Annotated in this window: 18 protein-coding genes and 1 pseudogene; 9 read left to right on the top strand and 10 right to left on the bottom strand. The window is 67.6% G+C overall.

What is annotated here, in order from left to right; genetic code table 11:
• Nucleotides 1-70: 70 nt before the first annotated feature.
• Nucleotides 71-1255: pseudogene (locus H8F25_RS17665) on the bottom strand (amidohydrolase); the annotation flags it as partial.
• Between H8F25_RS17665 and H8F25_RS07305 the strand changes: the two are divergent.
• Nucleotides 1227-2210 carry an IS5 family transposase gene (locus H8F25_RS07305; protein WP_197212525.1) on the top strand — a complete coding sequence of 328 codons (984 nt, stop codon included), beginning with the start codon at nucleotides 1227-1229 and terminating at the stop codon, nucleotides 2208-2210. The pseudogene H8F25_RS17665 and the gene H8F25_RS07305 overlap by 29 nt on opposite strands.
• A gap of 161 nt (nucleotides 2211-2371) precedes the next feature.
• On the opposite strand, the gene H8F25_RS07300 is transcribed toward H8F25_RS07305, so the two are convergent.
• Complete coding sequence (locus tag H8F25_RS07300) at nucleotides 2372-2881, bottom strand: amidohydrolase family protein (protein WP_231597246.1); 510 nt, start codon at nucleotides 2879-2881, stop codon at nucleotides 2372-2374.
• A 320-nt stretch (nucleotides 2882-3201) separates the two neighbouring features.
• Between H8F25_RS07300 and H8F25_RS07295 the strand changes: the two genes are divergently transcribed.
• The 5 genes from H8F25_RS07295 (at nucleotide 3202) to H8F25_RS07275 (ending at nucleotide 7597) form a co-directional block, all read left to right on the top strand.
• Nucleotides 3202-4293, top strand: a complete 1092-nt coding sequence (locus tag H8F25_RS07295) for an IS630 family transposase (protein ID WP_197210262.1) — start codon at nucleotides 3202-3204, stop codon at nucleotides 4291-4293.
• A 212-nt stretch (nucleotides 4294-4505) separates the two neighbouring features.
• Nucleotides 4506-5375: a phosphate/phosphite/phosphonate ABC transporter substrate-binding protein gene (locus H8F25_RS07290; protein WP_197212864.1), complete on the top strand. Its 870-nt coding sequence runs from the start codon at nucleotides 4506-4508 to the stop codon at nucleotides 5373-5375.
• Nucleotides 5376-5421: 46 nt separating this feature from the next.
• Nucleotides 5422-6531 carry a diguanylate cyclase gene (locus tag H8F25_RS07285; protein ID WP_197212862.1) on the top strand — a complete coding sequence of 370 codons (1110 nt, stop codon included), beginning with the start codon at nucleotides 5422-5424 and terminating at the stop codon, nucleotides 6529-6531.
• Between the two features lie 213 nt (nucleotides 6532-6744).
• Nucleotides 6745-6900, top strand: coding sequence for a hypothetical protein (locus H8F25_RS07280; RefSeq protein WP_197212860.1), 156 nt, complete (start codon nucleotides 6745-6747; stop codon nucleotides 6898-6900).
• A 211-nt stretch (nucleotides 6901-7111) separates the two neighbouring features.
• Nucleotides 7112-7597 (top strand): Hsp20/alpha crystallin family protein, encoded by a 486-nt coding sequence (locus tag H8F25_RS07275; protein WP_197212858.1) that lies wholly within the window; start codon nucleotides 7112-7114, stop codon nucleotides 7595-7597.
• Nucleotides 7598-7707: 110 nt separating this feature from the next.
• Here the strand turns inward: H8F25_RS07275 and H8F25_RS07270 are convergent, their stop codons facing one another.
• The 3 genes from H8F25_RS07270 to H8F25_RS07260 form a co-directional block, all read right to left on the bottom strand.
• The gene (locus H8F25_RS07270) at nucleotides 7708-8085 is read right to left on the bottom strand and encodes a helix-turn-helix transcriptional regulator (RefSeq protein ID WP_197212856.1); all 378 of its coding nucleotides are present in this window, start codon (nucleotides 8083-8085) and stop codon (nucleotides 7708-7710) included.
• A gap of 404 nt (nucleotides 8086-8489) precedes the next feature.
• Nucleotides 8490-9785, bottom strand: coding sequence for an organoarsenical effux MFS transporter ArsJ (gene arsJ / locus H8F25_RS07265; protein ID WP_231597245.1), 1296 nt, complete (start codon nucleotides 9783-9785; stop codon nucleotides 8490-8492).
• Nucleotides 9786-9794: 9 nt separating this feature from the next.
• Complete coding sequence (locus H8F25_RS07260; protein WP_197212854.1) at nucleotides 9795-10838, bottom strand: ArsJ-associated glyceraldehyde-3-phosphate dehydrogenase; 1044 nt, start codon at nucleotides 10836-10838, stop codon at nucleotides 9795-9797.
• A gap of 143 nt (nucleotides 10839-10981) precedes the next feature.
• Here H8F25_RS07260 and H8F25_RS07255 point away from each other — a divergent pair, with 143 nt between their 5' ends.
• Entirely contained in the window at nucleotides 10982-11314 is a 333-nt protein-coding gene (locus tag H8F25_RS07255; protein ID WP_197212852.1) for a helix-turn-helix transcriptional regulator, read from the top strand.
• 158 nt (nucleotides 11315-11472) lie between these two features.
• Here the strand turns inward: H8F25_RS07255 and H8F25_RS07250 are convergent, their stop codons facing one another.
• From H8F25_RS07250 to H8F25_RS07230, 5 genes are all read right to left on the bottom strand, one after another.
• Entirely contained in the window at nucleotides 11473-12162 is a 690-nt protein-coding gene (locus H8F25_RS07250; RefSeq protein WP_197213560.1) for an SIMPL domain-containing protein, read from the bottom strand.
• A gap of 256 nt (nucleotides 12163-12418) precedes the next feature.
• Nucleotides 12419-15157, bottom strand: a complete 2739-nt coding sequence (locus H8F25_RS07245) for an AAA family ATPase (protein WP_197212851.1) — start codon at nucleotides 15155-15157, stop codon at nucleotides 12419-12421.
• A 181-nt stretch (nucleotides 15158-15338) separates the two neighbouring features.
• A complete protein-coding gene (locus H8F25_RS07240) occupies nucleotides 15339-16535 on the bottom strand; it encodes an exonuclease SbcCD subunit D (RefSeq protein WP_197212849.1) in 1197 nt (398 codons plus the stop codon).
• Between the two features lie 367 nt (nucleotides 16536-16902).
• Nucleotides 16903-18108 carry a hypothetical protein gene (locus H8F25_RS07235; RefSeq protein WP_231597244.1) on the bottom strand — a complete coding sequence of 402 codons (1206 nt, stop codon included), beginning with the start codon at nucleotides 18106-18108 and terminating at the stop codon, nucleotides 16903-16905.
• 11 nt (nucleotides 18109-18119) lie between these two features.
• Complete coding sequence (locus H8F25_RS07230; RefSeq protein WP_231597243.1) at nucleotides 18120-19193, bottom strand: hypothetical protein; 1074 nt, start codon at nucleotides 19191-19193, stop codon at nucleotides 18120-18122.
• Between the two features lie 636 nt (nucleotides 19194-19829).
• Here H8F25_RS07230 and H8F25_RS07225 point away from each other — a divergent pair.
• Nucleotides 19830-22256 carry a type II CAAX prenyl endopeptidase Rce1 family protein gene (locus H8F25_RS07225; protein WP_231597242.1) on the top strand — a complete coding sequence of 809 codons (2427 nt, stop codon included), beginning with the start codon at nucleotides 19830-19832 and terminating at the stop codon, nucleotides 22254-22256.
• Nucleotides 22257-22412: 156 nt separating this feature from the next.
• The gene (locus H8F25_RS07220; RefSeq protein ID WP_197212847.1) at nucleotides 22413-23483 is read left to right on the top strand and encodes an HAD family phosphatase; all 1071 of its coding nucleotides are present in this window, start codon (nucleotides 22413-22415) and stop codon (nucleotides 23481-23483) included.
• The last annotated feature ends 10 nt before the right edge of the window (nucleotides 23484-23493 follow it).

Below are 23493 nucleotides of genomic sequence, written 5' to 3'. Positions count from 1 at the left end.
GTGGCCACAACCCCGATGGCGTTGAGCTGCTCGGCCGGGGTGGCCGTGGGGGGTCGGCATCCAGGATCACCAGATCGGCGCGCTTACCCGTGGCCAGGCTGCCCTTGCTCGATTCTTCGCGGATCTGCCAGGCGGCTTCGATCGTGAGCGCCCGCAGGGCCGCTTCGGCGCTCACCCGCTCCGATTCACCCAGCACCACGCCGGTTCGCGTGCGGCGGGTCATGGCCGTTTCCACCATGCGCATCGGCTCGATCGGCGTCACCGAGAAGTCGTTGTGGTTGGAGCAGTGCAGGCCCAGGGCCATGGCGCTGGCCATCGGGCTCATGCGCCCGGCCCGTTCCGGCCCGAGGTTGGCGAGGTGTGTGTCGCCGAAGAAGAAGGCATGCACCGTGAAGAAGCTGGGGTGCAGACCCAGCTCCACGTACTGCTCCAGCTGCCCCGGCGCCATGAACTGGGAGTGAATGATCACCGTGCGGTGGTCCTGTTCAGGCTTGAGCCCCGCCCGGCGGCAGGCCTCGATCATCAGGTCGATCGCGGCATCGCCGTTGCAGTGGGCAAACAACTGGATGCCCTGTGCTGACAGCCGCTCCACCGCCTCGAAGAGCTGCTCAGGCGGGCAGACCGGCTGGCCGCGCCAGTTGGCCTCGCCGTTGGGGCCGGGAGTCAGCAGCGGCTCGCCCCAGAAGGCGGTCTTGCCCTGAGGCGAGCCATCCACCAGCAGCTTGATGCCCTGGAACTTGAGGTGATCGCGGTACTGGCCAAAGACGTCGCGCGCTGGGTGGGGCAGCTCCAGCGGTTTGCCCTGAAACGTCGGGAAGCGCTCGCGCAGCATCTCCGGCACTTCGAGCACCAGCGGCAGCAGCACCAGATCGACGCAGAGACGGCCTTCTCGGGCGGCGCGCTGAAACAGGTCGAGATCGCCGGCCACCGTGGCGCCGTCCTGCACGGTGGTGATGCCCTTGGCGGTGTACAGCCGTTGGGCCGCTTGAAACTGGGCCAGCCGCTCGTCTTCGGACGGCTGCGGCATGTGCACGAACAAGGGGATGAAGGCCGTTCCCATCACCAGGCCGGCGGGCTCGGTGCTGCCGGGCCGGCGCACGATCACCCCACCGGCCGGATCCGGGGTGCTGGCGTCGTAGCCCGCCAGGGCAAGGCCACAGCTGTTGAGGGAACCCCTGAAAAACCCGATAGAATCAGTACAGTTCCAATAATGAGACTGGCAGCGGATGGCGGCCCCCCTCCAGTTGGGTTTCACGGACTACGAGCAGACCTACGCCAAGAAGAAAACGCGCCGGCAGCGCTTCCTCGATGAGATGGAAGCCACAGTGCCCTGGGATCCTTTCCTGGCCTTGATTTCGCCTGTGTACCACAGGCCTTCTGCCAAGGGCGGGCGCCCACCGTTTCCGCTGGAGGTGATGCTGCGCATCCACCTGCTGCAGCAGTGGTTCACGCTTTCCGATCCCTTGATGGAGGAGATGCTGATCGATACCCCCTGCTTCCGCCGCTTTGCTGGGATCGACATGGTTGAGGACCGGATCCCTGACGAGACGACGATCCTGAACTTCCGCCACCTCCTGGAAGAGAATCGGATAGCAGAGCAGATCCTGGAGACGGTGAACCAGAGCCTGCGGGAGAAGGGCGTGATGCTTAAGGAGGGTACGATCCTCGATGCCACAATCATCAACGCTCCCAGTTCAACCAAGAACAAGACGGGCGAGCGGGATCCTGAAATGCACTCGGTGGCCAAAGGCAACCAGTGGTTCTTTGGGATGCGGTGCCACATCGGTGTGGATGCAGCCTCGGGTCTGGTCCATTCCGTGGTGAGCACGGCTGCCAACGTCCATGAGCTGAACACGGCACCCGATCGCGTCCATGGCGAGGAACGCGTGATCTACGGCGACTCTGGCCACATCGGCATCGAAAAGCGTGAGGCGTTCAAGGACTGCGAAGCAGAGATGCGCATCGCCATGAAGCCCGGACAGCGCCGAGTTCTAGCGGACACCCCAGAGGGAAGACTGCTGGATCTGATGGAGGCGGCGAAAGCACATGTCAGGGCAAAGGTGGAGCATCCATTTCGGATCATCAAGTGCCAGTTTGGATTTCGGAAGGTCTTCTACCGAGGCATCCGCAAGAACAACCTCAAGCTGACGATGCTGTTTGCCCTCGCCAATCTCTGGATGGTGCGCGAACGTTGTCCTTCTACAGCGTAAATGACAGAATAAGTGTGCCATCTTGAGGGTGAGCAGCCAAAAATGATCGGGGAACTCACGAGAAATAAGCCAGTCAGGCCCTGGATTGAAGCACCTGGCGAGTAGCCAAGGACAAAATACCCCACTTGTGTCTCATTGACGAGAATGAGACACGCTTGCGCTCAATTCCCGGTCTTGATCAGAGCTTCCTTGAGCACGGCGCCGTGGTTGGAGTTGTGGAGCACCATCACCGGGTTCTCCGGAAACAGCGCATCGAGATCGGCCTTGTCGAGGGGGCGCCCGTCGGACAGACCGTCGACGTCGTAGCCGTAGGCGATGACCCAGCCGCCTTTCGCCACCGGGTGAGCGGCGACGTGCTCGCGCAACACCTCCTGCAGGCTGGCGATGCTGGTGACGGGGCCCGCCGGTGGCCGCTGGACGTTGGCCCAGCCCACCACCTGCAGGGCATTGGCGAAGTGTCCATGGGCATCAATGAAGCCCGGCAGCAGGGTGCGGCCCGCCAGATCGACATGCCGGGTGTCTGGTCCGGCATGGGCCATCACCTCGGCCCTGGATCCCACCGCCAGGATGTGTCCACCGGCGATGGCGATGGCCTCGGCGCGGGGCATCGAGGACTCCATCGTGAGGATGGGGCCTCCGGAGAAGATCAACTCGGCGGCGTCACGGACCATCAGGGCAGGACATGCGGAACTCCCACGGGCTAGCCAGCCGCAGCGAGGGTGTCAGCGATCTGCCGATGGGCTTGGATGCGTGGGTTGCGGCATGGCGACGCAGACACCCCCAACCATGCGGGACCTGCAGCCCATGGTGGCCATCGTTCTCCAGGCCTTGCCCGGCGAGAGTGGCGGCCAAGGGCGCTCTGGAGCATCAACCGTCACCGCTCCCGGTGTGCTGCCGGTGGTCATCGCGGCACGGATCCAGCAGAATGATCTAGTGTGCCGTCCCGCAAATAGCCGCTACAATATGAAGTGTCTCCCGAGGGGGTCGTTTCATGCCAAGCGGGCGCCCCATGGCTCCTCTGGAGCTGTCGGCTGATGAGGCCAGCCAGCTCCAGAGCCTGGCTGGATCAAGGTCCTTGCCCCATTCGATCGTTCAGCGGGCGCAGATCGTCCTGGCCTGCGCAGCTGGTGACACCAACACCTCAGTTGCCAAGCGATTTGGCGTTCGCAGCGCAACGGTGGGCAAATGGCGGCAGCGCTACCTCGATCTGGGGATCGAGGGGCTGCACGACGAGCTCCGTTCAGGCCGCCCGCGGACCTATGAGGACGACACGGTGGCGGAGGTGATCAACCGAGCCCTGCAGAGCAAGCCAACCGATGGCAGCACGCACTGGAGCGCTCGGACTTTGGCCGCAGAAACAGGGATCTCCAAGTCCACGGTTCACCGCTGGCTGCAGACCTTCTCGCTCCAGCCCCACCGGCAGAAATCGTTCAAGCTCTCCACCGATCCGTTCTTTGTGGAGAAGGTTCGGGACATCGTTGGCCTGTACCTGAACCCGCCCGACAAGGCGATGGTGCTCTGCGTCGACGAGAAGACGCAGATCCAGGCCCTCGACCGCACCCAACCGCTGCTGCCCATGGGGCTGGGCTACGTGGAGGGTGTGACGCATGACTACATCCGCCACGGCACCACGACCCTGTTTGCCGCGCTGGACGTGGCGACCGGTGAGGTAATCACTCAGTGCAAACCCCGGCACCGCCACCAGGAGTTCCTGGGGTTCCTCAGGCAGATCGAGAAGTCCGTCCCCGAGGATCTGGACCTGCACTTGATCGTGGACAACTACTGCACCCACAAGCACGCCAAGGTGCGTGCCTGGCTGGCCCAGCGTCCCCGTTTCCACGTCCACTACACCCCCACCTACGCCTCCTGGCTCAACCAGGTGGAGCGCTGGTTTGGACTGATCACCCAGCGGGCAATCCGGCGCGGCAGCTTCTCCAGCGTCAAAGAGCTGATCGCCAGGATCGAGCAGTTTGTGGCCGCCTACAACACGACCAAGGCCCCGTTCAACTGGACGGCGACAGCTGACTCAATCCTGGAGAAGCTCCAGCGGCTTTGTGCGCAAATCTCTGGGACGGCACACTAGCCAGGAAGCGTCAATCTGCCGCCATGAGCTACCTGAGGGACATCATGCGGCGACTGGCTGCCAGCCGCCGATCAGCGGCGACATCCCCCCCCGTCCATGGGGGAGGTCCGGGCAACTGCAGGCGGCTCTGATCCCATGGACAGCGGCGGGATGCGGTCTCCGCAACCGGACGACGACGGTGCCCCGCAGCTCAGGGCGCCGCATGAGCCGGGATGAGTCGCAGGCTGGTCCGCCCGGGGCTGTTGGCCCTGCTGTTCTGTCTGGCACGGCCTTCAGTGGCGGCGGCGGAATCCTCCCCTTGTCTGGGGACGCCGGGTGGGCGGACCTGGCGGGTGGGCATCGTGCCCCAGCTGCCTCCCCGGGAGATCGTGTCCAGCTGGACCCCGGTGCTCCGGCAGGTGGGACAACGGGCGGGCCAGTGTCTGGTGCTGGTGGTCGCCCCCTCGATCCCCGCCTTCGAACAACAGCTGCGCAGCGGCCAGCTGGACTTCGCCTTCATGAACCCGTACCACCAGGTGATGGCCCAGCGCTGGCGAGGGTTCATCCCGCTGTTGCGCGATGGCCAGAGCCAGCTCGAGGGGATCCTGGTGGTGCGCAAGGACAGTCCTGTGCGCCGACTCGCCGATCTGAACGGCGCCACGGTGGCCTTCCCGGCACCCAACGCCTTTGCCGCCTCGCTGCTGCCACGGGCCCTGCTCAGCCGCGCCGGCATCCGCATCACCCCCAGTTACGTGCGCACCCACTCCAACGTGTATCGCGCCGTGATCCTGGGCAGCAGCCTGGCGGGAGGCGGCGTGAACAACACGCTCCAGCGGGAGCGGCCGGAGGTGCGCCAGCGCCTGCGGGTGCTCTGGCGCACTCCGCCCTTCCCGGCCCATCCCTTTTCGGCGGCCGCCACGGTGCCGGTGAAGGTGCGCCTCAGGGTTCAGGAGGCCTTTCTCGACCTCGGCCGAACGGCTCAAGGGCGGCAGCTGCTGGCCAGGGTGCAGTTGCCGATGGTGGTGAAGGCCGACCACGGACGTGATTACGCCCCACTCGCCGCCCTGGGACTCGAGCGGTACGTCGTGGAGGGTGGTGACTGAATCCGGGCGACCGCCACACCTGAGACGACTGCCATCGGGCACCCTGGTGGCCAGCCTCAGTGTGCTCACCGGTCTGGTGATCGGCGGGGTCTCGTATCAGCAATCCCGGCAGCTCATCGAGCAGTCCCAGGAGCGGGCGCGTGCTGCCCTGGCGCGCGGGCTGGTGGTGGGCCTGGCGGACCAGCTGGCGGTGAACGACTACGCCGGCCTGGAATCGCGCCTGCAGCAGGCGATGGCCGACCCGTCCCTGGCTTCGGCCCTGGTCACCGATCCCGGCGGCAGGGTGCTGGTCCATCTGCAGCGCGAGCGCCCCGAAGCGGAGCCCACCCTGCAGTTCGAGCCGGCCCGGATCACACCGCTGCAGGAGGACACGTCTGGCAGCCGGCGCAGTGGGTCGCTCTCGACCCGCTGGACCCGGATCGATGCGGGGACGGAACCGCTCGGCCTGCTGCGGCTGCGCACCTGGTCGAGCAGCACCGATGCGGTGCTGGCGTTGCTGGCCCGCCAGTACCTGGTGCTCGGCGGCCTCGCCACCGCCCTGGTGGGCGCCCTGCTGGTGAGTGCCCAGCAGAAGCTCCGCCGGCAGAGCCGTCGGCGGGAACTGCTGCTCCTGCAGGAAAAGGCCGAGCTGGAGCGCAAGGCACTCAGCGATCCCCTCACCGGCGTCTGGAACCGGCGCGGGGTGGAGCAGGAACTGCAGAGAATCCTCGGGGACCCTGCGGGTGGCAGCAGCCGGCAGGTGGCGGTCTGCATGATCGACCTGGATGACTTCAAGCCTGTGAATGACGCCTATGGCCACGCCGTCGGCGATCAGGTGCTGGTGGCGGTGACCCGACGGCTGCGGGGCTTTCTGCGCGAAGAGGACATTCTGGGGCGCCTCGGCGGAGACGAGTTCATCGTGATCTTCCGCAACTGTGCGGACCCGCAGATCAGCAGGAAGCTCGCCGCCAGGATCGTGATCGGGCTCAAAGCGCCTTTCTTCTTTGATGGCCTGCAGGTGCGCATCGGCGCCAGCATCGGGATCGCCCTCAATGCCGCTGATCCGGACGAATCGATGACCGCTCTGCTGGAGCGTGCCGATCAGGCCATGTATGTCGCCAAACATGGTGGTAAGGGCCATCTGATCATCGCTGAGGCTCCTGCACTGTCAGCGTGAATCGAGCAGCCGAACATCCCACCACAGGACGTGCGTCATTCGGGGTCGGTCGCTGATCAAAGTCAGCGTGGGAGAGGCGCCTCCCTGAAGGCACCGTGACTCTGCCGCCGCTGATGGCTGAGGTTGTGCCATCGGATGCCGGCCCCTGTCACCTCTGCACGCCCGACATCCGCAGGCCGGATCAGGCTGGGGACCAGCGATTTCGATCCCGCCATGCTCCGCATCCACGGCGACCGCAACAGCCTTCTGGCCGCCCTCACCGCCCACTGGGCGGAACAGCAACTGCAGATCCCCCAGCCGCTCAGGCCGGTGCTGGGGTCGATCGGGCGGAGACCCAGCCCATCGGTGAGCAAGGCCTCTCAGCCGTGAGCTGCTGGCAGGTCCTCCCGTGCCAGCCCGGGCCTGATTCGGTTGACACCACCAGGCGATTCGGGGCCCCGAACCCCTGGGAGGAGGGCCGAATCGCGGGGTTCGGCTCGCCCCTCCCCGGCTGTGGGCCGCTGCGGCGACAGTGCGTTCACCGGGGGCGATCGGAGCACAGCTTCCCCGCCCCGCGTCCCCAACCTTCGCCATCCGAACGATGCTGACCCTTCGCTCCTCCTCTCCCTTCGATCTGTTCGACCGGATCGAGCAGCAGCTCAGCCAGCAGCTGCACAGCGCCGAGCGCGTGCCCGCCGCCGAGGTGCACGAAACCCCCGAGGCCTATGAGGTGGTTCTCGAACTCCCCGGCGTCGACAAGGCCGCCATCGAGGTGAAGGCCACCGAGCGCACCCTGCTGATCAGCGCTGAGCGCCGCAGCCATCGTGCGCTTCCCGAGCCGGCGGCTGCCGATGCCGCACCCGGTGAACCCACCCGAGAAACACCTGTCCGCTCCGAGAAGCCACGCCCCCCGCAGCAGGCTCCGCTGCTGAGCGAGTTCCGCTACGGCACCTGGAGCCGCAGCTTCCGCTTCCCGGTGCCGATCGAGCGGGAGCAGCTGCAGGCCGTCTACCGCGATGGCCTGCTCACCGTCACCGCGCCCAAGGCCAACAAGGTGAGCAGCGTGACCGTGAAGGTGGAGGGTTGATGGCCTGAGTCCTGCACGGGGCTGCGGCCCACCCGATGACACCACTGGGCCCCCGGCTTCGGCCGGGGGTTTTTGGTGCAGGCCTGTGATGGTCGAGGCCGGGATGGGCGTCAGACCGGCAGGACGAGGGCTTCCGCTTCCGGGTGCTGCAGGCGGAACAGACGGTCATCGGCGGCACGCCGACAGGTGAGCAGAAACAGGGGCATGTCAATCCCGAACTCCTCTTCGAACAGGGCCAGCACCCCCGTCGTCTGGCCCAGTCCGCAGGATCGGATCGCCCGGCTCAGGCCCTGACGGGGCTGATCGGTGAGCGCGACAAACAGTTTGTTGAGGCGATGTTCCTGGAGGGCTCGCTCTGGTGTGACGCCGCGGATGCGCCCGAAGCTGAGATCCAGGCAGCCCACACTCGTGCCGAGGGCATCAGCCAGCTCGGGGATGGCAATCGGCTCCCGAAAGTGCAGTCCGAAATAGCGTAGAGCGTCGCTCACAAGTTGCAGGGGATTGCTGCAATCCAGGCAATCCAACGCAATCGCTTGCTGCGGTCTCTTGTCGTGTTTCATCCTGTTCTCACCATCGCACCACCGCTTGCCATGGAAGCTGGCGCGTTCTCCTGCCACCATGATGGACAGGAGTCGCTTGGCTGGCCAGCGATGCAACCCTCGATGCCACACTCCGCAAGATGCGGGGATGAAGCGCAACCTGGCGAGTCAAAACCATACACAGCCTGTAAAGCTGTGGTGATTCAGGAGCCTGGCCATGCTCCTGCCGAGTGTCTTCGAGGGGCGTAGGCGTCGCTCCAGCGCTCCGCCTTCAGGACTCTTGCTGGCCATGGCTGGTCCTGCTGCCTCACCATCGCTTTCGATCAGCGTCCAGGCATGGTCTGACGTGACGATCAGCCGGTGGCGTGTCGCGGCGGCGTGGGCAACCGGGTGCTGGCCGCGAACGCCAGGCCCACCAGCAGGGCTGAGCACCACAGACAGGCCTGCAGGCCGCCCACGAGAAACAGGGCGCCGGAGAGCACCGTGCCGAGCAGGCGGCCGGCGGCGTTGGCCATGTAATAGAAGCCGACGTTGAGGCTCACATCCTCGGCTTCTGTGTAGGCGAGGATCATGTAGCTGTGAATCGAGGAATTCATGGCGAACACCACGCCGAAGGCCGCCAGCCCCACCACCACAGCCACTGCGGGATGGGCCACTTCACGCCAGAGAGCGATGGCGATCAGGGCAGGAATGGCGGTGAGCAGGGCACTCCAGAACTCCACCGCACCCACACCGGGAGGGCCGCTCTGGCCCCAGCTGCGGCGCAGGGCCGGTGCCGATCCCTGCACGATGCCGTAGCCGATCACCCACAGGCCCATGAAGCCGCCCACCTCCCAGAAGCGCCAGCCCAGGGCCTGCTGCAGAAACACCGGCAGGGCCACCACGAACCACACGTCGCGGGCACCGAAGAGAAAGAACCGCGCCAGCGAGAGGATGTTGATGCCGGCGGATTTGGAGAACAGAGCGGTGAAGCCGGGCTTCTGCTTCATGCGGCCGATCTCAGCGGGCAGCACCAGAGTGAGCAGGAAAGCCAGGAACAACCCGGCCGCCATTGCTCCCACCGCCGCGTTGAAGCCGATGGTGGTGAGCAGCACACCACCGAGGAAGAAACCGACGCCCTTGAGCGCGTTCTTGGAGCCGGTGAGGATCGCCACCCACTGGAACAGCTGATTCTCGCCCTGGCTGTGATCCTCGGGCGTTTCCGGCACCACGGTCTTGATGGCGCTTTTGGCGCTCATCTTGTTGAGATCCTTGGCGATGCCGCTGAGCGCCTGGGCCACCATCACATAGGCGACGCTCCACCACTTCGGCCAGGAGTCGGCCACCGGGATCAGCATCAGCAGGGCCGCCACCTGCATCAGCGTGCCGCTCCAGAGGGTCAGGCGCAGACCGAAACGGGCCCCCAGCCAGCCGCCGTAGAGGTTGGTGATGATGCCGAAGAACTCGTAGAAGAGAAACAGGAAGGCGATCTCCAGCGTGCTGTAGCCAAGCGCGTGGAAGTGGAACACCACGAGCATGCGCAGGGCGCCATCGGTGAGCGTGAAGGCCCAGTAGTTGGCGGTGACGATCGCATACTGCTGCAGGGCCGAGAGCGCCCGACCTGGCTTGTGCATGGCTTCGATCGAGGCGGGAGGTTGATCGCTGCTCATGGCTGCACCTCAGCGCGCATCCAGCAGGGCCACGTGGCTCACCAGATCGGCCATGCGGCAGCTGTAGCCCCACTCGTTGTCGTACCAGGCGTAGACCTTGAGCTGGGTGCCGTTCACCACCATCGTCGAGAGCGCATCGATGATCGAACTGCGGCTGTCGTTGACGTAATCCACCGACACCAGCGGCCGGGTTTCATAGCCGAGGATGCCGTGCAGGGGGCCAGTGGCGGCGGCTTCAAAGGCACCGTTCACCTCCTCCACGGTGACGCTGCGCTCCAGCTCGAACACCGCGTCGGTGAGTGAGGCGTTGAGCAGCGGCACGCGCACGGCGTGACCGTTGAGCTTGCCCTGCAATTCGGGAAAGATCAGGCCGATCGCCTTGGCCGAACCCGTGGTGGTGGGGATCAGGCTCTGCAGGCAGGAGCGGGATCGGCGCAGGTCGCTCTTGAAGCCATCGACCACCACCTGGGTATTGGTGACGTCATGCAGGGTGGTGATCGTTCCGTGGCGGATGCCGAAGGATTCGTGCACTACCTTCACCACCGGTGCCAGGCAGTTGGTGGTGCAGGAGGCGGCGGTGATCAGCCGATGTTGCTCGGGGTTGTAGAGGTGATGGTTGATCCCGAAGACGATGTTCAGTGCCTCGGCTCCGGCGATTTCGCCCTTGACGGGGCAGGCCACCACCACGCGTCTGAGGCCCACCGCATCGAAGTAGGGCTGCAGCGTTTCCGGGGTCTTGATCCTGCCGCTGCATTCGAGCACCAGCTCCACGCCCGCTTCCCGCCAGGGCACGGCGGTGGGGTCCTTCTCCTGGGTGTACGAGACGGGCTGACTGCCCACGAAGAAGCACGGCTGTTGCCCGGCAACCCCCGTGTTGCCTTGGACTGCCTGCTGCCAGCGGCCGTGCACCGAATCGAACGCCAGCAGGTGCGCGGCGGTGTGGGCGTCGCCGCCGGCGTCATTGACATGCACCAGCTCGATGCCGGGACGGCCCCAGAGAGCACGGAACACCAGCCGACCGATGCGGCCGAAGCCATTGATGCCGACGCGCATGTTCTGTACGCAACGGCGCCCACTCTCTCATCAACTGGAGTTGATGGATCTTATGGCTGGGTTAAGGGGTGGCTGGCCGGGGTGGGCGGTCGTCCGCCCCCGGATCGCGACGCCTAGGTTTGTCGAGTCGCCCTGCTGCGCCTGTGCCGCTTGCCTCCTCGTCGGCGTCGTCTGCCGTTCCGGTTGATGAGGCCCGTCAACTGCTCAAGGCCCTGGCCGAGCCGATCCGCCTGCAGGTGATCGAGGCTCTCGCCGGCGGTGAGCGCTGTGTCTGCGACCTCACGGAGGATCTGGGCCTGGCCCAGTCGAAGCTCTCCTTTCACCTCAAGGTGCTCAAGGAGGCGGGGCTGCTGGCGGATCGTCAGAGCGGCCGTTGGGTGTACTACAGTCTGAGGCCCGAGTCTATCGAACGCCTGCGGGGCTGGCTGGCCGAACTGGCGGCCCACTGCATGACATCAGCTCAACCCTGCGGCTGAACCACCTGGTCCCCGTTCCGCGCGTCGGGGGGCTCGATTCACGCCGGCGATCTCCCTGAGGCCACGGTGAGCCAGCAGTGCTCTCTTTGTGGCGACCTGCTCTGGGCGCTGGGGCTGACGGATGGTGGAATGCCGGCGACGTCAGCCCCAGCGCCCGTTCACTCCACCCGGAAGGTGACCGCCATCACGGCGGTGATGTCCTTGTCGATCGTGCTGGTGTCGTAGCTGCCGCTGTCGCTGGTCTCGGTGGAGTTGGGGGCGGTGATCTGAAAGATGCCGGTATCGGCGTTGGTGATCGCTCCGACACCAGCTCCCGCTTCGGCGGCGATGGCGCGGGCACGGCTGCGGGCATCGCGGGTGGCCTTGGCCAGCATGTCCACCCGCTTCTCGGCGAGTTTCGTGTAGGTGTAGGCGGGCGGCTGGCTCCTCAGCGGCACCCCCTGGCCGATCAATTCCCCGATGCGGCCGCTGATCGCCCGGATGCGCTCCACGTCGTCGCTGCCGATCAGCACCGGTTGTGTGGTGGTCCAGGTCGTGGAGCGGATCTCGCCGCTGCGGGGATCGCGCACGTCCTCCCGTTCGGATCGCAGGGCCCCGAGGGTGAGTTCTTCCTCCTGGACGCCCTCGGCCCTGAGGAAGGCCATGGTGCGCTGCACCGATGGCTGCAGGCCCTGGTACGAGGCCTGCTGGCTGCCACCGCTCTGGAACACATCCACCGTCCAGTCGACGTGGTCGCTGCGGATGCGTTCGGTGCTGGCACCGGTGACCGTGATCGTGTCGTTGGCGCGGCGGACACCCTTGACCAGCACCCCGGTGGCGCCGATCAGGCCCACGCTCAGCACCGCCATCGCGACCACCAGCGGCGGAGTGCGGCGCAGCAGCTGCCAGGCGTGGTCGGCCTGGGCGGCCAGCTGGTGGCGGCTGGGGAGGCTTCGCCTGCCGGCAGGGCGGGACGGGTCGGGCACGATGGAGCTGCGACTGCTCACACGCTATGGAGATCGGATCGCCTGGCACAACCCCTGGTCTCCATGACCTGCCCCGCTGCGATGCCCTCTGCTGTTGGGAGAAGCGGAATCCCCCTGCCGCCCCTCCGCTCCTGGGGGGTCACGCTCCCAGCCGGATCTGGCGGGCCCCGTCGATCTCCTGGCAGCGGTCGGCATCGCAGCTGAGCAGGATCACCTGCAGACCCTGCCCGGCCGCCTGCTGCAGCATGCGATGCACACCCCGCTGGCGTTCCGGGTCGGAGTTGGCGAAGGCGTCGTCGAACAGCACCGGCAGGCTGCCGTCGTAGGCCTCGGCCAGCACTTCAGCCATCGAGACCCGCAACGCCGCCGCGAACTGCTCGCGCGCTCCGGTGCTCAGGTCCTCGAACCGGAAGGCCGCCTCATCGCCACGGCGCCACTGCAGGCCCTGGAAGCCACCCCTGGCGTCATAGGCCAGGTGCACCTCCGGTGGCTGCGGGAACACGTGGGCCAGGTAGCGGCCGATGCGGCTGAGCATCGGTGCCGTGTACTGGCTGCTCATGGCGTTCTGCTCCTCCTCCAGCAGGCGCCGCAGGAGCGTCAGCATGCCGGCCTCCTGCTCCAGCCGCTGCTGCTCCTGCATGTGCGATTCGAGCTCGGCCTGCTTCTGCTCCCGCTCCGCCTGCAGATCGGTCTGGCCATCGCCCTGCAGGCGTTCCTCGGCGCGGATGCGCGCCTCGGTGACCTGCCGCTCCTGTTGCTCCAGCTCGGTGATCCGCAGGGCCAGGCGCTGATCCTCGGCCCTGAGGCCCGCCGGATCGAGGGCCTCAAGTTCCGTGCGAAGGGCACTGAGCGCCGTCTGTAACTGCCCCTGTCGCTGCTCCAGCAGGGCGATCGCCTGGTGCAGCTGCTCCTCGGAGCCATGCCGCTGAAGCAGCGCGTCGCAGCGGGTGCGGGCCTCCAGCAGCTGGTTCTGCTGTTCGCGCAGCTCCTGCTCCAGCGCCTGGACCGCCCTGCGCTGGGCCTCCAGAGCCTGGCTGGCTTTCTGCAGTTGACTCTGCTGTGCCTGCTGCGCCGCCTGGGCCTGATCGCGGCGAGCGCGCGCCTCGCGCAGGGCTTCCTCAAGTGACGCGAGGCGGCTCTGCAGCCTCTCACCGTCGGCCAGCTCCGTCTCGTCGAGGTCGTCGGCCTCCTGCGGCGGTGGCAGCACCTGCAGCTCCTGAGCGATCGCGGCCAGCCGCTGGCGCAGTCGGGCGTCGTCGCCCTGGGCGCGGGCCTGCTCCACCAGCCTCTGCCGTTCCGCCAGCACCTCGCTGCGGCGCCGTTCCGCCTGGGCGGCCGCTTCCAGGCTGGGCAGCTTCAGGGCCTCCAGATCCCTGGCCAGGGCCTGGCGGGCGCGCTCCAGAGCCTGGGACGCATCGACCGTGCTGGTGCCGCCCCCGGGGAGGAGGCGCAGCTCCACATCGGTGCCCACCTGCAGCACCGCCGGTTGGGAGAGCAGGCGGCTGCCACCGATCTCCAGCGCTTCGCCGTCGAGCCGCAGCGGCTGGCCGGCGCGGATCACCTCGATGCCTGCCGACAGCGATTCGCAGCGCACCCGGGCGGCCTGCACCGAGGCCTCCAACCGGCGCAGGTGCTCCACCCCGGCCGCGTCGATCTCCGGCAGCGCCTCCAGTTCAGCGCTGCGCTGCCGGAATTGCCCGCGCAGCTGCTCCAGCAGCTCCAGCTGACCGCGGATCCGCTGCTGCTCCTGGCGCAGCCGCAGTCGCTGCAGACGGGCCTCGATCGCCCGTGCTTCGCCGGTGGCCTGGGTGTTGGCCTGCAGCTGGCCCTGGAGCTGGGCCTCCAGCTGTTGCAGGCCGCTTTCCAGGGCCGGTTGCTGCTCGCGCAGCTCCTGCAGCCTGGCCAGCGCCGGGGCCTGCGCCGCGGTCAGCGCCTCGGACCTCTGTCCTTCCTGCCGCAGCTGGTCCCGGTCCTGCACCAGGGCCGCCAGGTTCTTGATCACTTCATCCAGCAGCGGCTGCTGGATGGTGAGCTGCGCTTCGAGCTCGCCGCTGCGGGCCAGCCGTTCCTGCAGGGCCAGGCGCTGCTGGCGCTCCAGCGGCAGCGCCTGGCCGAGTTGGGCCAGGATGTCGGAGGCCTGCTGAAACGCCTGCTCGTCCTCGCGTTGCCGGGCGATCAGCGCCTCGATTGCCTCCAGATCCCTCTGCGCCTGGTGGCTGGCGGCCCGGGCCAGCTGCAGGGGGGATCCCTTGCGCACCTGGGGCTGGCGGTTGGCGCCGCCAGCGGTGTGGATCGCACTCCAGCGGTGCTGGATATCCTCCAGCACGGCCAGATCCAGCTCGGAGGTGACGCTCAGATCGGAGCCGGCCTGCAGCCGTTCCACCAGCCGGTCGTGGTCGTAGGCCTGGGCGCTGAGGGCCAGAGGATTGCCGCTGGCGGAGCCCTGCCATACCCAGAGATGGCCCCAGCGGTCCTTGAGCTGCCTGGCCGCCGCCGTCGTGCGATCCACTGCGGCGGTACCGATCAGGGCCGCCAGCTTCTCCTCGGCCTCATCGCCCTGCAGGCTGCGGCCGCCGCTGTCGCGCAGCGAGACGCTGCCGCGCGTGGCGGCGAAGCGCTTGGAGAGCTGCCAGCGTTCGCCGCCGGCCTCGAAATCCAGCTCCACCTCCGGCTCGGTGCGGAAGGGATCGCTGCGCATGCCCTTGTGCACCTCCCCACCGGTCTTCGCCGGCAGAAACAGGGCTCGGTGCAGGGCCTCCGCGAGGGTGCTCTTGCCCGACTGGTTCGCTCCGGCGATCACGGTGAAGTGCGGGTCGAAGTCCAGCGTCAGGTCGCGATGCAGGCGGTAGTCGCGGATGCGGGCGGAGAGCAGACGCATGGCTGGCTGAGGAACGAGAAGGGGAGGAACAGGTGGGCGAATCGCGCGGTTCTGTGTTGATGGGTCGCTGAGGTGTTGGCCGCGACTTGAGGATCAGGGCGCAGGGGCTGATCGGCGTCCTGCCTGGTAAGCATTGGATTTGCCTTGGCTCGCTGCTGGCGGCCCATCGGGGGGGCTGCCCTCAGCGGCTGACGCAGGCGCGGTGCAGCTCACGCAGGCCCATGCGTGCCAGCTCGGCCTGGTCGTCGTCCAGGGCTGCCAGCTGCTGCAGGCGCAGGGCCACCCGGGCCACGAGTGGATCGCACGCCCGTTCGATGAGCTGGCGCAGCTCTGCGGCATCGGGGGCGACGCTGGTGCGATCGCGGCGCTTGAGGCGGATCAGGCGGGCGTCCAGCCGCTGCAGCAGCTCCTGCAGGCGCGCGGCGGCAGCGAGGCTGAGACTGCCGTCAAGCTCCAGCAGCAGCAGGTCCTGGTTGCTGCGCGTGCCGATGCGATCGCGCAGTCGCTGCTCCAGCTGCTTCAGGTCGTCATCGCTGTTGAAGCGGTGCTGCAACTGGTGCCACTGGATGCCGCCGGTGGGCACCTCCGTGACGTCGGGCGCCGCGCCGCGGTGGGCCTCCACCACCAGCACCTGGCCGGAGCGGTAGTCGGCGGCTCGTGGGAAGCGGTCCATCTCATGGCAGCCGCTGTACCAGGCGCATGGGCCCACCTGCTTGAGCCCATGCCAGTCGCCCAGAGCGACGTAGTCGATCTCCCGGGCCGGCAGCGCCGCCAGGTCGATCCGGTTGGTGGGCACCGGCGGGTTCTCGTCGTCCGTGTCGTTCTCCTCCGCCCCGAAGCCCTGGATCGAGCCATGGCCGAGCACGATGCGCGGCTGATCAGCCCAGGCGGAGAAGTCCAGAGTGCGCAGCCAGGCGGTGGGATCCACCGGTTCGGCCTTGCGCAGCAGCGGGCAGGGCAGCAGCACCCCAGCGGCCAGTCCCAGCTGGCGCAGCTCGAAGGGCCGGCGCTCCAGCAGCACGGTCAGGTTGGGGGCCAGCTGGCGGCAGTCCTGCAGGAAGTAGCGCTCGTGCCAGAGGCTTCCTGCACCGCCATGGTCATGGTTGCCGGGGATCACCAGCACCGGCAGCTCGATGGCGCCGATGGCGCTGCAGGCGGCCGAAATGTCGGCATGGGTGGGCTGGTGGGTGTCGAAGAGGTCGCCTGCCACCAGCACGAAGCTGGCGCCGTGCTGGTGAGCCACGCTCCCGATGCGACCGATCGCCGCCAGTCGCTCCTGTCGCAGCAGCGCCCGCTTGTCGGGATCGCTGACGCGGGCGAAGGGCTTGCCCAGCTGCCAGTCGGCGGTATGGAGGAAGCGCAGCGGGGAGGGGGGCATGGAGGAATGGAGCTGGTGGGAGGGCTCAGTGGTGGCTTGCGTTGGCGCTGGCGATCACCCCCGATGCTGACGCGTCTGCGGTGGGGACGTCGGGAGACTTGGCGTGCAGGGTCAGCTTCGCGGTGACGCGGCTCAGATCCAAGTTCTGACCACGCTATGGACAGGATCGGGAGAGTCCAGGGGGATGCGTGCGAAGGACGGGTGTGATGGCGCCACAGGGCTGCGAACGGCGCAGCCAGGGGCCCCATCCCGGAGCCCGGGCAGGGTCATCATCGGTTCGAACGCAGGGGCTGATTGACGCCATGTTCATTGGCGTCGACCTGGAGGTCGTGTGCCTTCTGCCGGGCCTGTCGGCGCTTCACCGCGATCAGCTTGGGGCGCTCGTCGGTGGTGTGGGCCGCTGCTGGGATCGCCGGCCGCTGTCACACAACAGGCGCCAACGGGGGAGCCTGCAGAGCTGGTCGCCCCGGCTGAGCGTGCCACGTTCCAGCTGATGCCAGGGCAGGATCCAGTGGTTTGGATCCACATCCCTGAACAGCTCCTCTGCGTCTGGGTTGGGGAGGTAGATCAGACGGCGCTGCGGTAAGTCCAGCTGCTGTTTCAGCCAGGGGGTAAAGAGGTGCTTTTCGAGCAAGCGTTGATAGGACCCGTTGGCGATCGCCCGTCGGAAGCCTGTCTTGATCGCCTGCGCAAGGTCAGGATTGTTGCGGCTGACATGAAAGAATCCCGCAAAAGGATAGACAATCATCACGTGTGGATCGACAACGACGTTGGGGGCGTCGCGCAGAACCTCGGGATGTTCTCGCTCCAGTTCCGTCACGCCGCGAGGATAGAGATCAACGCGGTTGTAATGCACCAACCGCAGCAGCTCCCGCGGCCGGGTGGTGTAGGTCCGCATACCTGCCTGGTCGAGCACCTTCACATCCTTCCAGCCCACGCCTTGGAGCAGCACCAGCTCCTGAAGCTGCTGCGGCGTTCGGATCGAGGCTGTCAACGGCGTCCGATCGCGATGGATCCAACCCACCCGCAGGCCCAGGAGTCCGCCGCTGACGGGTATCGGCACAGGCTGCAACCGCCGGCTCAGCGATCTGCCGGCGCCCAGCATGGCCACCGTGATCGCCTCAGGATTTCGGCTGCCACCGATGCTGCCGGAGGCCAATGCCTCCACCACCTCATCCTGAGGATGCACGGAAGCTGTCAGCCCGATCGCATGGGGAACTCCGCTCTGCTGCAGCACCAACTGCAGCAGCTGATAATTGAAGCCACTGGCCGCGACTCCGTCATCCCGGGCGAGCACCACCGGCAGGGTGCCGGCCGGCAGGTTTCTCACCTCCGTGGCCCGAAGCACATGCTGTTCGCTGATCGTCTCGCGGCTCTGGAGGCGCAGGGCGATCAATCCGTAGCCGATCACCACGACCACCAGTGTGGTGATGGTCGAGAGCAGGGTGCGTCGACCGTGCAGCCAGCCGCTGTCGGTTGCTGCTGGCGCCGATGCAGCCTGGGAGGTCTGCGTCACGTCTGGGGTGGACTTCTCCGCGCTGCCGGAGGAGGTTCCGCTGTGCGGCTCGGTCATGCTGATGCGGCTCAGGAGCGTGCCGGCGGGATGATCAAGGCCACCCCCAGCAGTGTCAGCCCCAGATAACTGGGTAGCAGGCTGATGCGCAGAAGGGTGGCGGTGCGACTGGTCCAGCGAATGAGGTGTTCATTCAGCAGCTCGTCAATGGCGATGACATAGAGGATCCCGAAGAAGATGATGATCTGCAGGTTGCCGATGAATCCGGCCATGGCGGAGACGGGGAGTTTGCCTGCGATGAACACATAATTGCCGGCGGCTGAAACCACGGCAGCAAGAATCAGGTCGTCGCGGCTGCGACTGATCACCAGGCTCAGGCAGCAGAGGCCAATGGCCAGGATATAACCAAGGAAGTCAGGTGCAAGGTAGAGCAGGCTGCGGCGCTGAATTGTCATGTCAAAGGAGATGGTCGACTGCCGGTGAATCGCCTGCCCCGATTTTGTCTTCGTTCCCAGGTCGCTCATCAGGCTGAGGGAGGTCGGATAAGCGCTGCTTTCCTTCAGTAGCCAGCCGGGAAGATGGAGACCAGGACTGACGGCTATGGGATCGGACTCCGCTGCCTCCAGTTGCACATCGGCCAGGGGGTCGGCGAGCCCGATCTCCACGTGCAGCAATTGGTCGTCAAAGGGATAGCTCTTCAGCTTCCAGCGATTGACCACACCTGAGCGCACCCGATGCAGGGCCCAGGTGCTGTCTCCCTGGCTGGCGCTGCGTACGTTGTCAAAGCGCTGGATATCATTGTCATAGATGCCGTTCAGAACGATCAGTGAATCGCTGGGATCGCTGGCCTGGTCGCCGTTCCATAGGCTCCAGATCAGCATCTCGATGGAAAAGCGATCTTCCAGTAGATCGATATCGCTGATATTGGTGACGTAGGCTCCGATCTGGAGGACTCCCGGGCTTGCAGGTGTTGTCGGCCTGCTGTCGACACTGCCAATCTCACTCGGAAGAGTGGATGGATCCTCGCGATCCATCCGCAAGATCGGTGCGGCCACTGTCTGTGTCTCCGCGGACTGAGCATCGGCCGTTGACCAGCTGCCACGGTGGATGCATCCCAGGCCCACCATCAGAAGCAGCAGCGTCATGCAGGCCTGGAGCCGCCAGCGACGTCTCGACGGCCGTTGCTGTCCCGATGGGCTGCGGACTCGCGACCGATACCGTGCCTGTCGTCGTGACCATTGCTGTGGTAACCACGATGACAATAGGCGTAGCCTGGCAACTCGCATCAGGCCGGTCCATCAATATGACGCGCTTCAGTTTACATCTGATTCTGACCCTGTCTGTTAACGGAAGCCTCTGCATGCGATCAAGTGCCCGGGGCCGGCCGTTCGCACTCTTGATGGTTCATGTCGCTCCGCAGTCCAGACGAGGGTGAGCAGGGTGGACTGCCTTCGCTGGCCAGCCTCCTCACCTGAAAAGCGGCCGGCAGTTCATGGGATCTCCGCCCGCTCCAGATATCCCTCCACCCAGTCCTGCGCGCAGATTCCGTCGTTCCCTGGATCACCTGCGCGTCTGCCTGCCCCGCAGGTGTTGACCTCCTGGAGGTCGCTCGTCGCCAGGATCCGCGCCAGCGTCGAGCAGCGCGATGCCTGAGCCGGTCGCCATCGCGGCTAGCGTCAGCCCGGTCGAATCAAGCTGTGCGCCAGGTCCGCCACCATCGCTTCGGGTCGCCGGTGGCTTCGGGCCGATTCAGGGCTTCGCTGCCAGGTCTGCGGCTCCGGTTGACCTGCGTCCAGCGAGTCGTTCTGGCGCTCGTCCTGGCCTGCGGTCTGCTGCTGAGCGGGCTGGCCTGGCTGCCATCGGCCGCCTCGCCTCCGTCCGTGGGCACCCCCACCCAGCCGCTGCCCGTGAGCAGCGAGGCCCTGGCGCTGCAGTCCCCCTGGAGTCGGCCAGAGAGCTATCCGCTCAGCCTGAGGCCCCGCGCTGATCTTTACCGCCCCAGTGCCGAGTGGCTCGGCCGGCTGATTCTCCCGACCCCGGAGGAGCTGGCCGGCCCTGTGGCCCCGCGCGAGGACTGGGTGTGGATCGAGCTGGAGCAGGCCCCGGCCGATGCCCAGGACTGGGTCGGCCGGCGCCTGCGCCTGCTCTGGGCCGAGGATCCGGCGCTGCAACGCCTGGTGCGGGCCGTCACCACCGACATCCGTTTCGGAGAGGCCGCCCGCCGCTTGGCCGCTCGCGGCGATGTGGTGCCCAGCCGCCTCGACGGCCGCGGGCAGGTAGGGCCGCTGCAGTCGCTGGCGGGGGCCAGGCCCGCCGATGACCTCACGGTGCTTCTGGAGGGTGTGCAGCGCCGTGGCGACCAGGTGCGCATCGCCCGGCCTCCGGTGCAGATCAGCGGCCGCTGGCAGGCTCTGGTGCGCTTCGAGGGCCGTGCGAACGACAGCCAGACGGATGGTCTGTGGTGGGTGCGTCACTACGACCGCCGGAGCGGTCGTTTCGATGGTCCGCGCGAGACGATCCGCGTGCCGCTGCTGCCACCCGACCGCTTCGGCCGGAGGATGTTCGATCCCAGCGGCCTGGAGCGATCGGAGGCGAATCGCGAGGGCTGGTGGATCCAGGGAGCCCCCGCCGCTGACGGTGTGTTCACCGCTCAGGCGCTCGAGCCGCGCGCCCTGCTCACGCCCCGGCCCCGGCAGCAGATCCGCGGCACCGAGGCCAGCCTCTCTGGGCTGTTGCGCAGCAGCTGGAGTCCGCCGCAGCTGATCCGCGGCACCCTCGCCAGCACCGCCCTGCTGCCTGACGGGGCGGCCCCGCTGCAATGGCAGCCGGGCGATCGGGCCCTGCTGATGCATCTGTTCGGCGGCATCGGCGGCGCTGATGGCGAACCGGTCTCGGGCTGGACCGTCACCGGCCACTTCGCCTTCGGCGAGGCCCGCGTGGTGGAGGATCCGTTCAGCGGCCAGCCGCGCCTGCAGATCCGGTACCACCAGATCTATGCCAACAATCCCAACGGCATCGTCGCCGGCAGCCAGGACTGGAGTGCCTACGGCGGCAATCTGCAGCGCGGCTGGCTCGGCACGCGCCCCTTCTCCGATGCGCTGATCCCGCTCGGCCCGCAGGTGCTCGATGCCATCGCCCTGCAGGCGGAGCTGCTGGCGGCGCGCTACCGCAGCGGCGATGGCCGGGGGGTGGCGCTGGTGACCGCCGCCACCTCCTGCGTGCAGGATTCCGCCCAGGCCCTGTGGATCGCCCTGCAGCAGCTGCAGCAGCAGGGCCCTGGGCAGGCGGAGGTCTCGCTCGTGGATCCGCCTGCCCGGCAAGCCGTCGTGCCGGCCAGCGCGGCCGAGCGCGAGCGTCTGCGACGGCTGGGCCAGGCTCTCGACCATCTGCTCACCCCCTTCGGCCGGGTGCGCGCCGACTGGGTGCACAACAGCCGCCTGGTGCTGGCGGGCGAGCGCGGGACGTTCCAGGCCAGTCAGAAGCCTCTGGATGTGCTGCTCAGCTGGCGGTCGCTGCTGCCTCGCGGCGCCCACGACAGCCTCGCGGCCGAACTGCTCCGGGCCGGCCTGCCCCTGCAACTGCTGCGCACCAACCAGATCCCCGGCGCTGATCCCCGCCTGGAGCCCGTCGCACCCACCATCCTTCTGGGCCAGCTGCCGGTGGCCGGCACCCTGGTGGCCCGCCTCGGCGACGCCCTGTTCCCGCCACCGCAGGCCGCCGGCATCGCCTGGCCGCTGCTGCTCCTGGCGGTCTATGCGCCGCTGGCCCTGTGGCTCGGCCGGCGCGATGGTCTGCTGCCGCGCACCTGGAGCTGGCCGCCGCTGCCCCGCTTGCTCCGGCGCGGCGTGGCCACTGCGCTGATGCCCGCCTTCGGCGAGGAGCTGCTGTTCCGGGGGCTGCTGCTGCCCCATCCCCTGGCCGGGCTGACACCGCTGCAGGTGGGGCCCTGGATCGCGCTGAGCACCGGCCTGTTCGTGCTGTATCACCCCCTGGCGGGCCGCCTCTGGTATCCGCAGGGGCGCCTGCTGTTCGACGATCCGCGCTTCCTGCTCCAGTGCAGCCTGCTGGGCCTGGTCTGCGCCCTGGCTTACAGCATCACCGGCTCGCTGTGGTGGGCGGTGCTGATCCACTGGCTGGCGGTGCTGCTGTGGCTGGAGCCGCTGCAGGGGCGTCGGCTCCTGGGCGACATCCGTGCGCCCGACCGATGAGCCCCGTCAGCCGGCTGGCCCTGACTGAGGGCCGCGCTCGCCTGGTCAGGACGCCGGTGGCTGCGTCGCAGGGCGGTTCCGCCCTGGCAAGGGGGACGGGCTCCTGGAGCGTCCCGTGCCTACGGTCGGGCCGCCTCTCGCCTCGGGAGTGAGCCGATGCGTTGTCTGCGCGCCACGGCGGCGGGCCTGGCCCTGAGCCTGATCGCCGCCGCCGCTCCCTCGCCTGCCTCGGTGGCTCAGGTCGCAGCGCCCTCTCCCTCCGCCGCGCCGACGGCTCCCCCTGTTGCTGCGGCTGCCGATCCCCTTCCCTCCTGGCGCGGGGGTCGCACCAAGACCGCCCTGCTGCGCTTCGTGCGGCGGGCGACCCTGCCGACGGGCCCCGGGGCGATCCCACCGCAGGAGCGCCTGGCCGTGTTCGACAACGACGGCACCCTCTGGAGTGAGCAGCCCCTGTATTTCCCCTTCCAGTTCTGCGTGGACAGGATCCAGGCCATGGCGCCTGTGCCTGCAGAGTGGCGCCGGCAGGAGCCCTACGCCTCGGCGTTGCGCGGTGATGTGGATGCCCTGCTGGCCCAGGGGGCGACGGCGCTGGCGACGCTGCTGCCGGTCTGCTCCGCCGGCATGGACACCGACGCCTACGCCGCCGAGGTGCGCCGCTGGCTGGCCACGGCCCGCCATCCGCGCACAGGGTTGCCGTACACGGCGATGGTGTTCCAGCCGATGCTGGAGCTGCTGGCCCTGCTGCGCTCAGCCGGTTTCCGCACGGTGATCGTCTCCGGTGGCGACACGGAGTTCATGCGGCCTTGGAGCGAGGTGGTGTACGGCATCCCGCCCGAGCAGGTGATCGGCACGAGGCTGGCGCTCGCCTGGACCCATGCACCTGGCCAGGCACCGCGCCTCCTGCGCCTGCCTGCGATCGAGGCGGTGACAGATGGGCCCAACAAGCCGATTGCGATTCAGCAGGTGCTCGGCCGCCGGCCCGTGGCGGCCTTCGGCAACTCCGACGGCGACCTGCAGATGCTCGAGTGGGCCACCGCCGGGACCGGCCCGCGCCTGGCTCTTCTGGTGCACCACAACGACGCCCGCCGGGAATGGGCCTATGACCGCGACAGCCGGGTTGGCCGGCTCGCCAAGGCGCTCGATCGGGCCCGCGAGCGGGGCTGGATCGTGGTGGACATGGCGCGGGACTGGCTGCAGGTGTACCCGCACGCGTCGCCGTCGCCCTGAGCCGGAGCGC

The sequence above is a fragment of the Synechococcus sp. CBW1004 genome (assembly GCF_015840715.1).
GTDB lineage: Bacteria > Cyanobacteriota > Cyanobacteriia > PCC-6307 > Cyanobiaceae > Cyanobium.
This window is presented reverse-complemented; position numbering and strand designations above follow the sequence as displayed.

What these genes read in the sequence shown, in the direction of transcription:
- H8F25_RS07305 (WP_197212525.1), top strand. Translation starts at nt 1,227, where the DNA reads ATGGCGGCCCCCCTCCAGTTGGGTTTCACGGACTACGAGCAGACCTAC.
- H8F25_RS07300 (WP_231597246.1), bottom strand. Translation starts at nt 2,881, where the DNA reads ATGGTCCGTGACGCCGCCGAGTTGATCTTCTCCGGAGGCCCCATCCTC.
- H8F25_RS07295 (WP_197210262.1), top strand. Translation starts at nt 3,202, where the DNA reads ATGCCAAGCGGGCGCCCCATGGCTCCTCTGGAGCTGTCGGCTGATGAG.
- H8F25_RS07290 (WP_197212864.1), top strand. Translation starts at nt 4,506, where the DNA reads ATGAGTCGCAGGCTGGTCCGCCCGGGGCTGTTGGCCCTGCTGTTCTGT.
- H8F25_RS07280 (WP_197212860.1), top strand. Translation starts at nt 6,745, where the DNA reads ATGCTCCGCATCCACGGCGACCGCAACAGCCTTCTGGCCGCCCTCACC.
- H8F25_RS07275 (WP_197212858.1), top strand. Translation starts at nt 7,112, where the DNA reads ATGCTGACCCTTCGCTCCTCCTCTCCCTTCGATCTGTTCGACCGGATC.
- arsJ (WP_231597245.1), bottom strand. Translation starts at nt 9,785, where the DNA reads ATGAGCAGCGATCAACCTCCCGCCTCGATCGAAGCCATGCACAAGCCA.
- H8F25_RS07260 (WP_197212854.1), bottom strand. Translation starts at nt 10,838, where the DNA reads ATGCGCGTCGGCATCAATGGCTTCGGCCGCATCGGTCGGCTGGTGTTC.
- H8F25_RS07250 (WP_197213560.1), bottom strand. Translation starts at nt 12,162, where the DNA reads ATGGCGGTGCTGAGCGTGGGCCTGATCGGCGCCACCGGGGTGCTGGTC.
- H8F25_RS07245 (WP_197212851.1), bottom strand. Translation starts at nt 15,157, where the DNA reads ATGCGTCTGCTCTCCGCCCGCATCCGCGACTACCGCCTGCATCGCGAC.
- H8F25_RS07240 (WP_197212849.1), bottom strand. Translation starts at nt 16,535, where the DNA reads ATGCCCCCCTCCCCGCTGCGCTTCCTCCATACCGCCGACTGGCAGCTG.
- H8F25_RS07235 (WP_231597244.1), bottom strand. Translation starts at nt 18,108, where the DNA reads ATGACCGAGCCGCACAGCGGAACCTCCTCCGGCAGCGCGGAGAAGTCC.
- H8F25_RS07230 (WP_231597243.1), bottom strand. Translation starts at nt 19,193, where the DNA reads ATGACGCTGCTGCTTCTGATGGTGGGCCTGGGATGCATCCACCGTGGC.
- H8F25_RS07220 (WP_197212847.1), top strand. Translation starts at nt 22,413, where the DNA reads ATGCGTTGTCTGCGCGCCACGGCGGCGGGCCTGGCCCTGAGCCTGATC.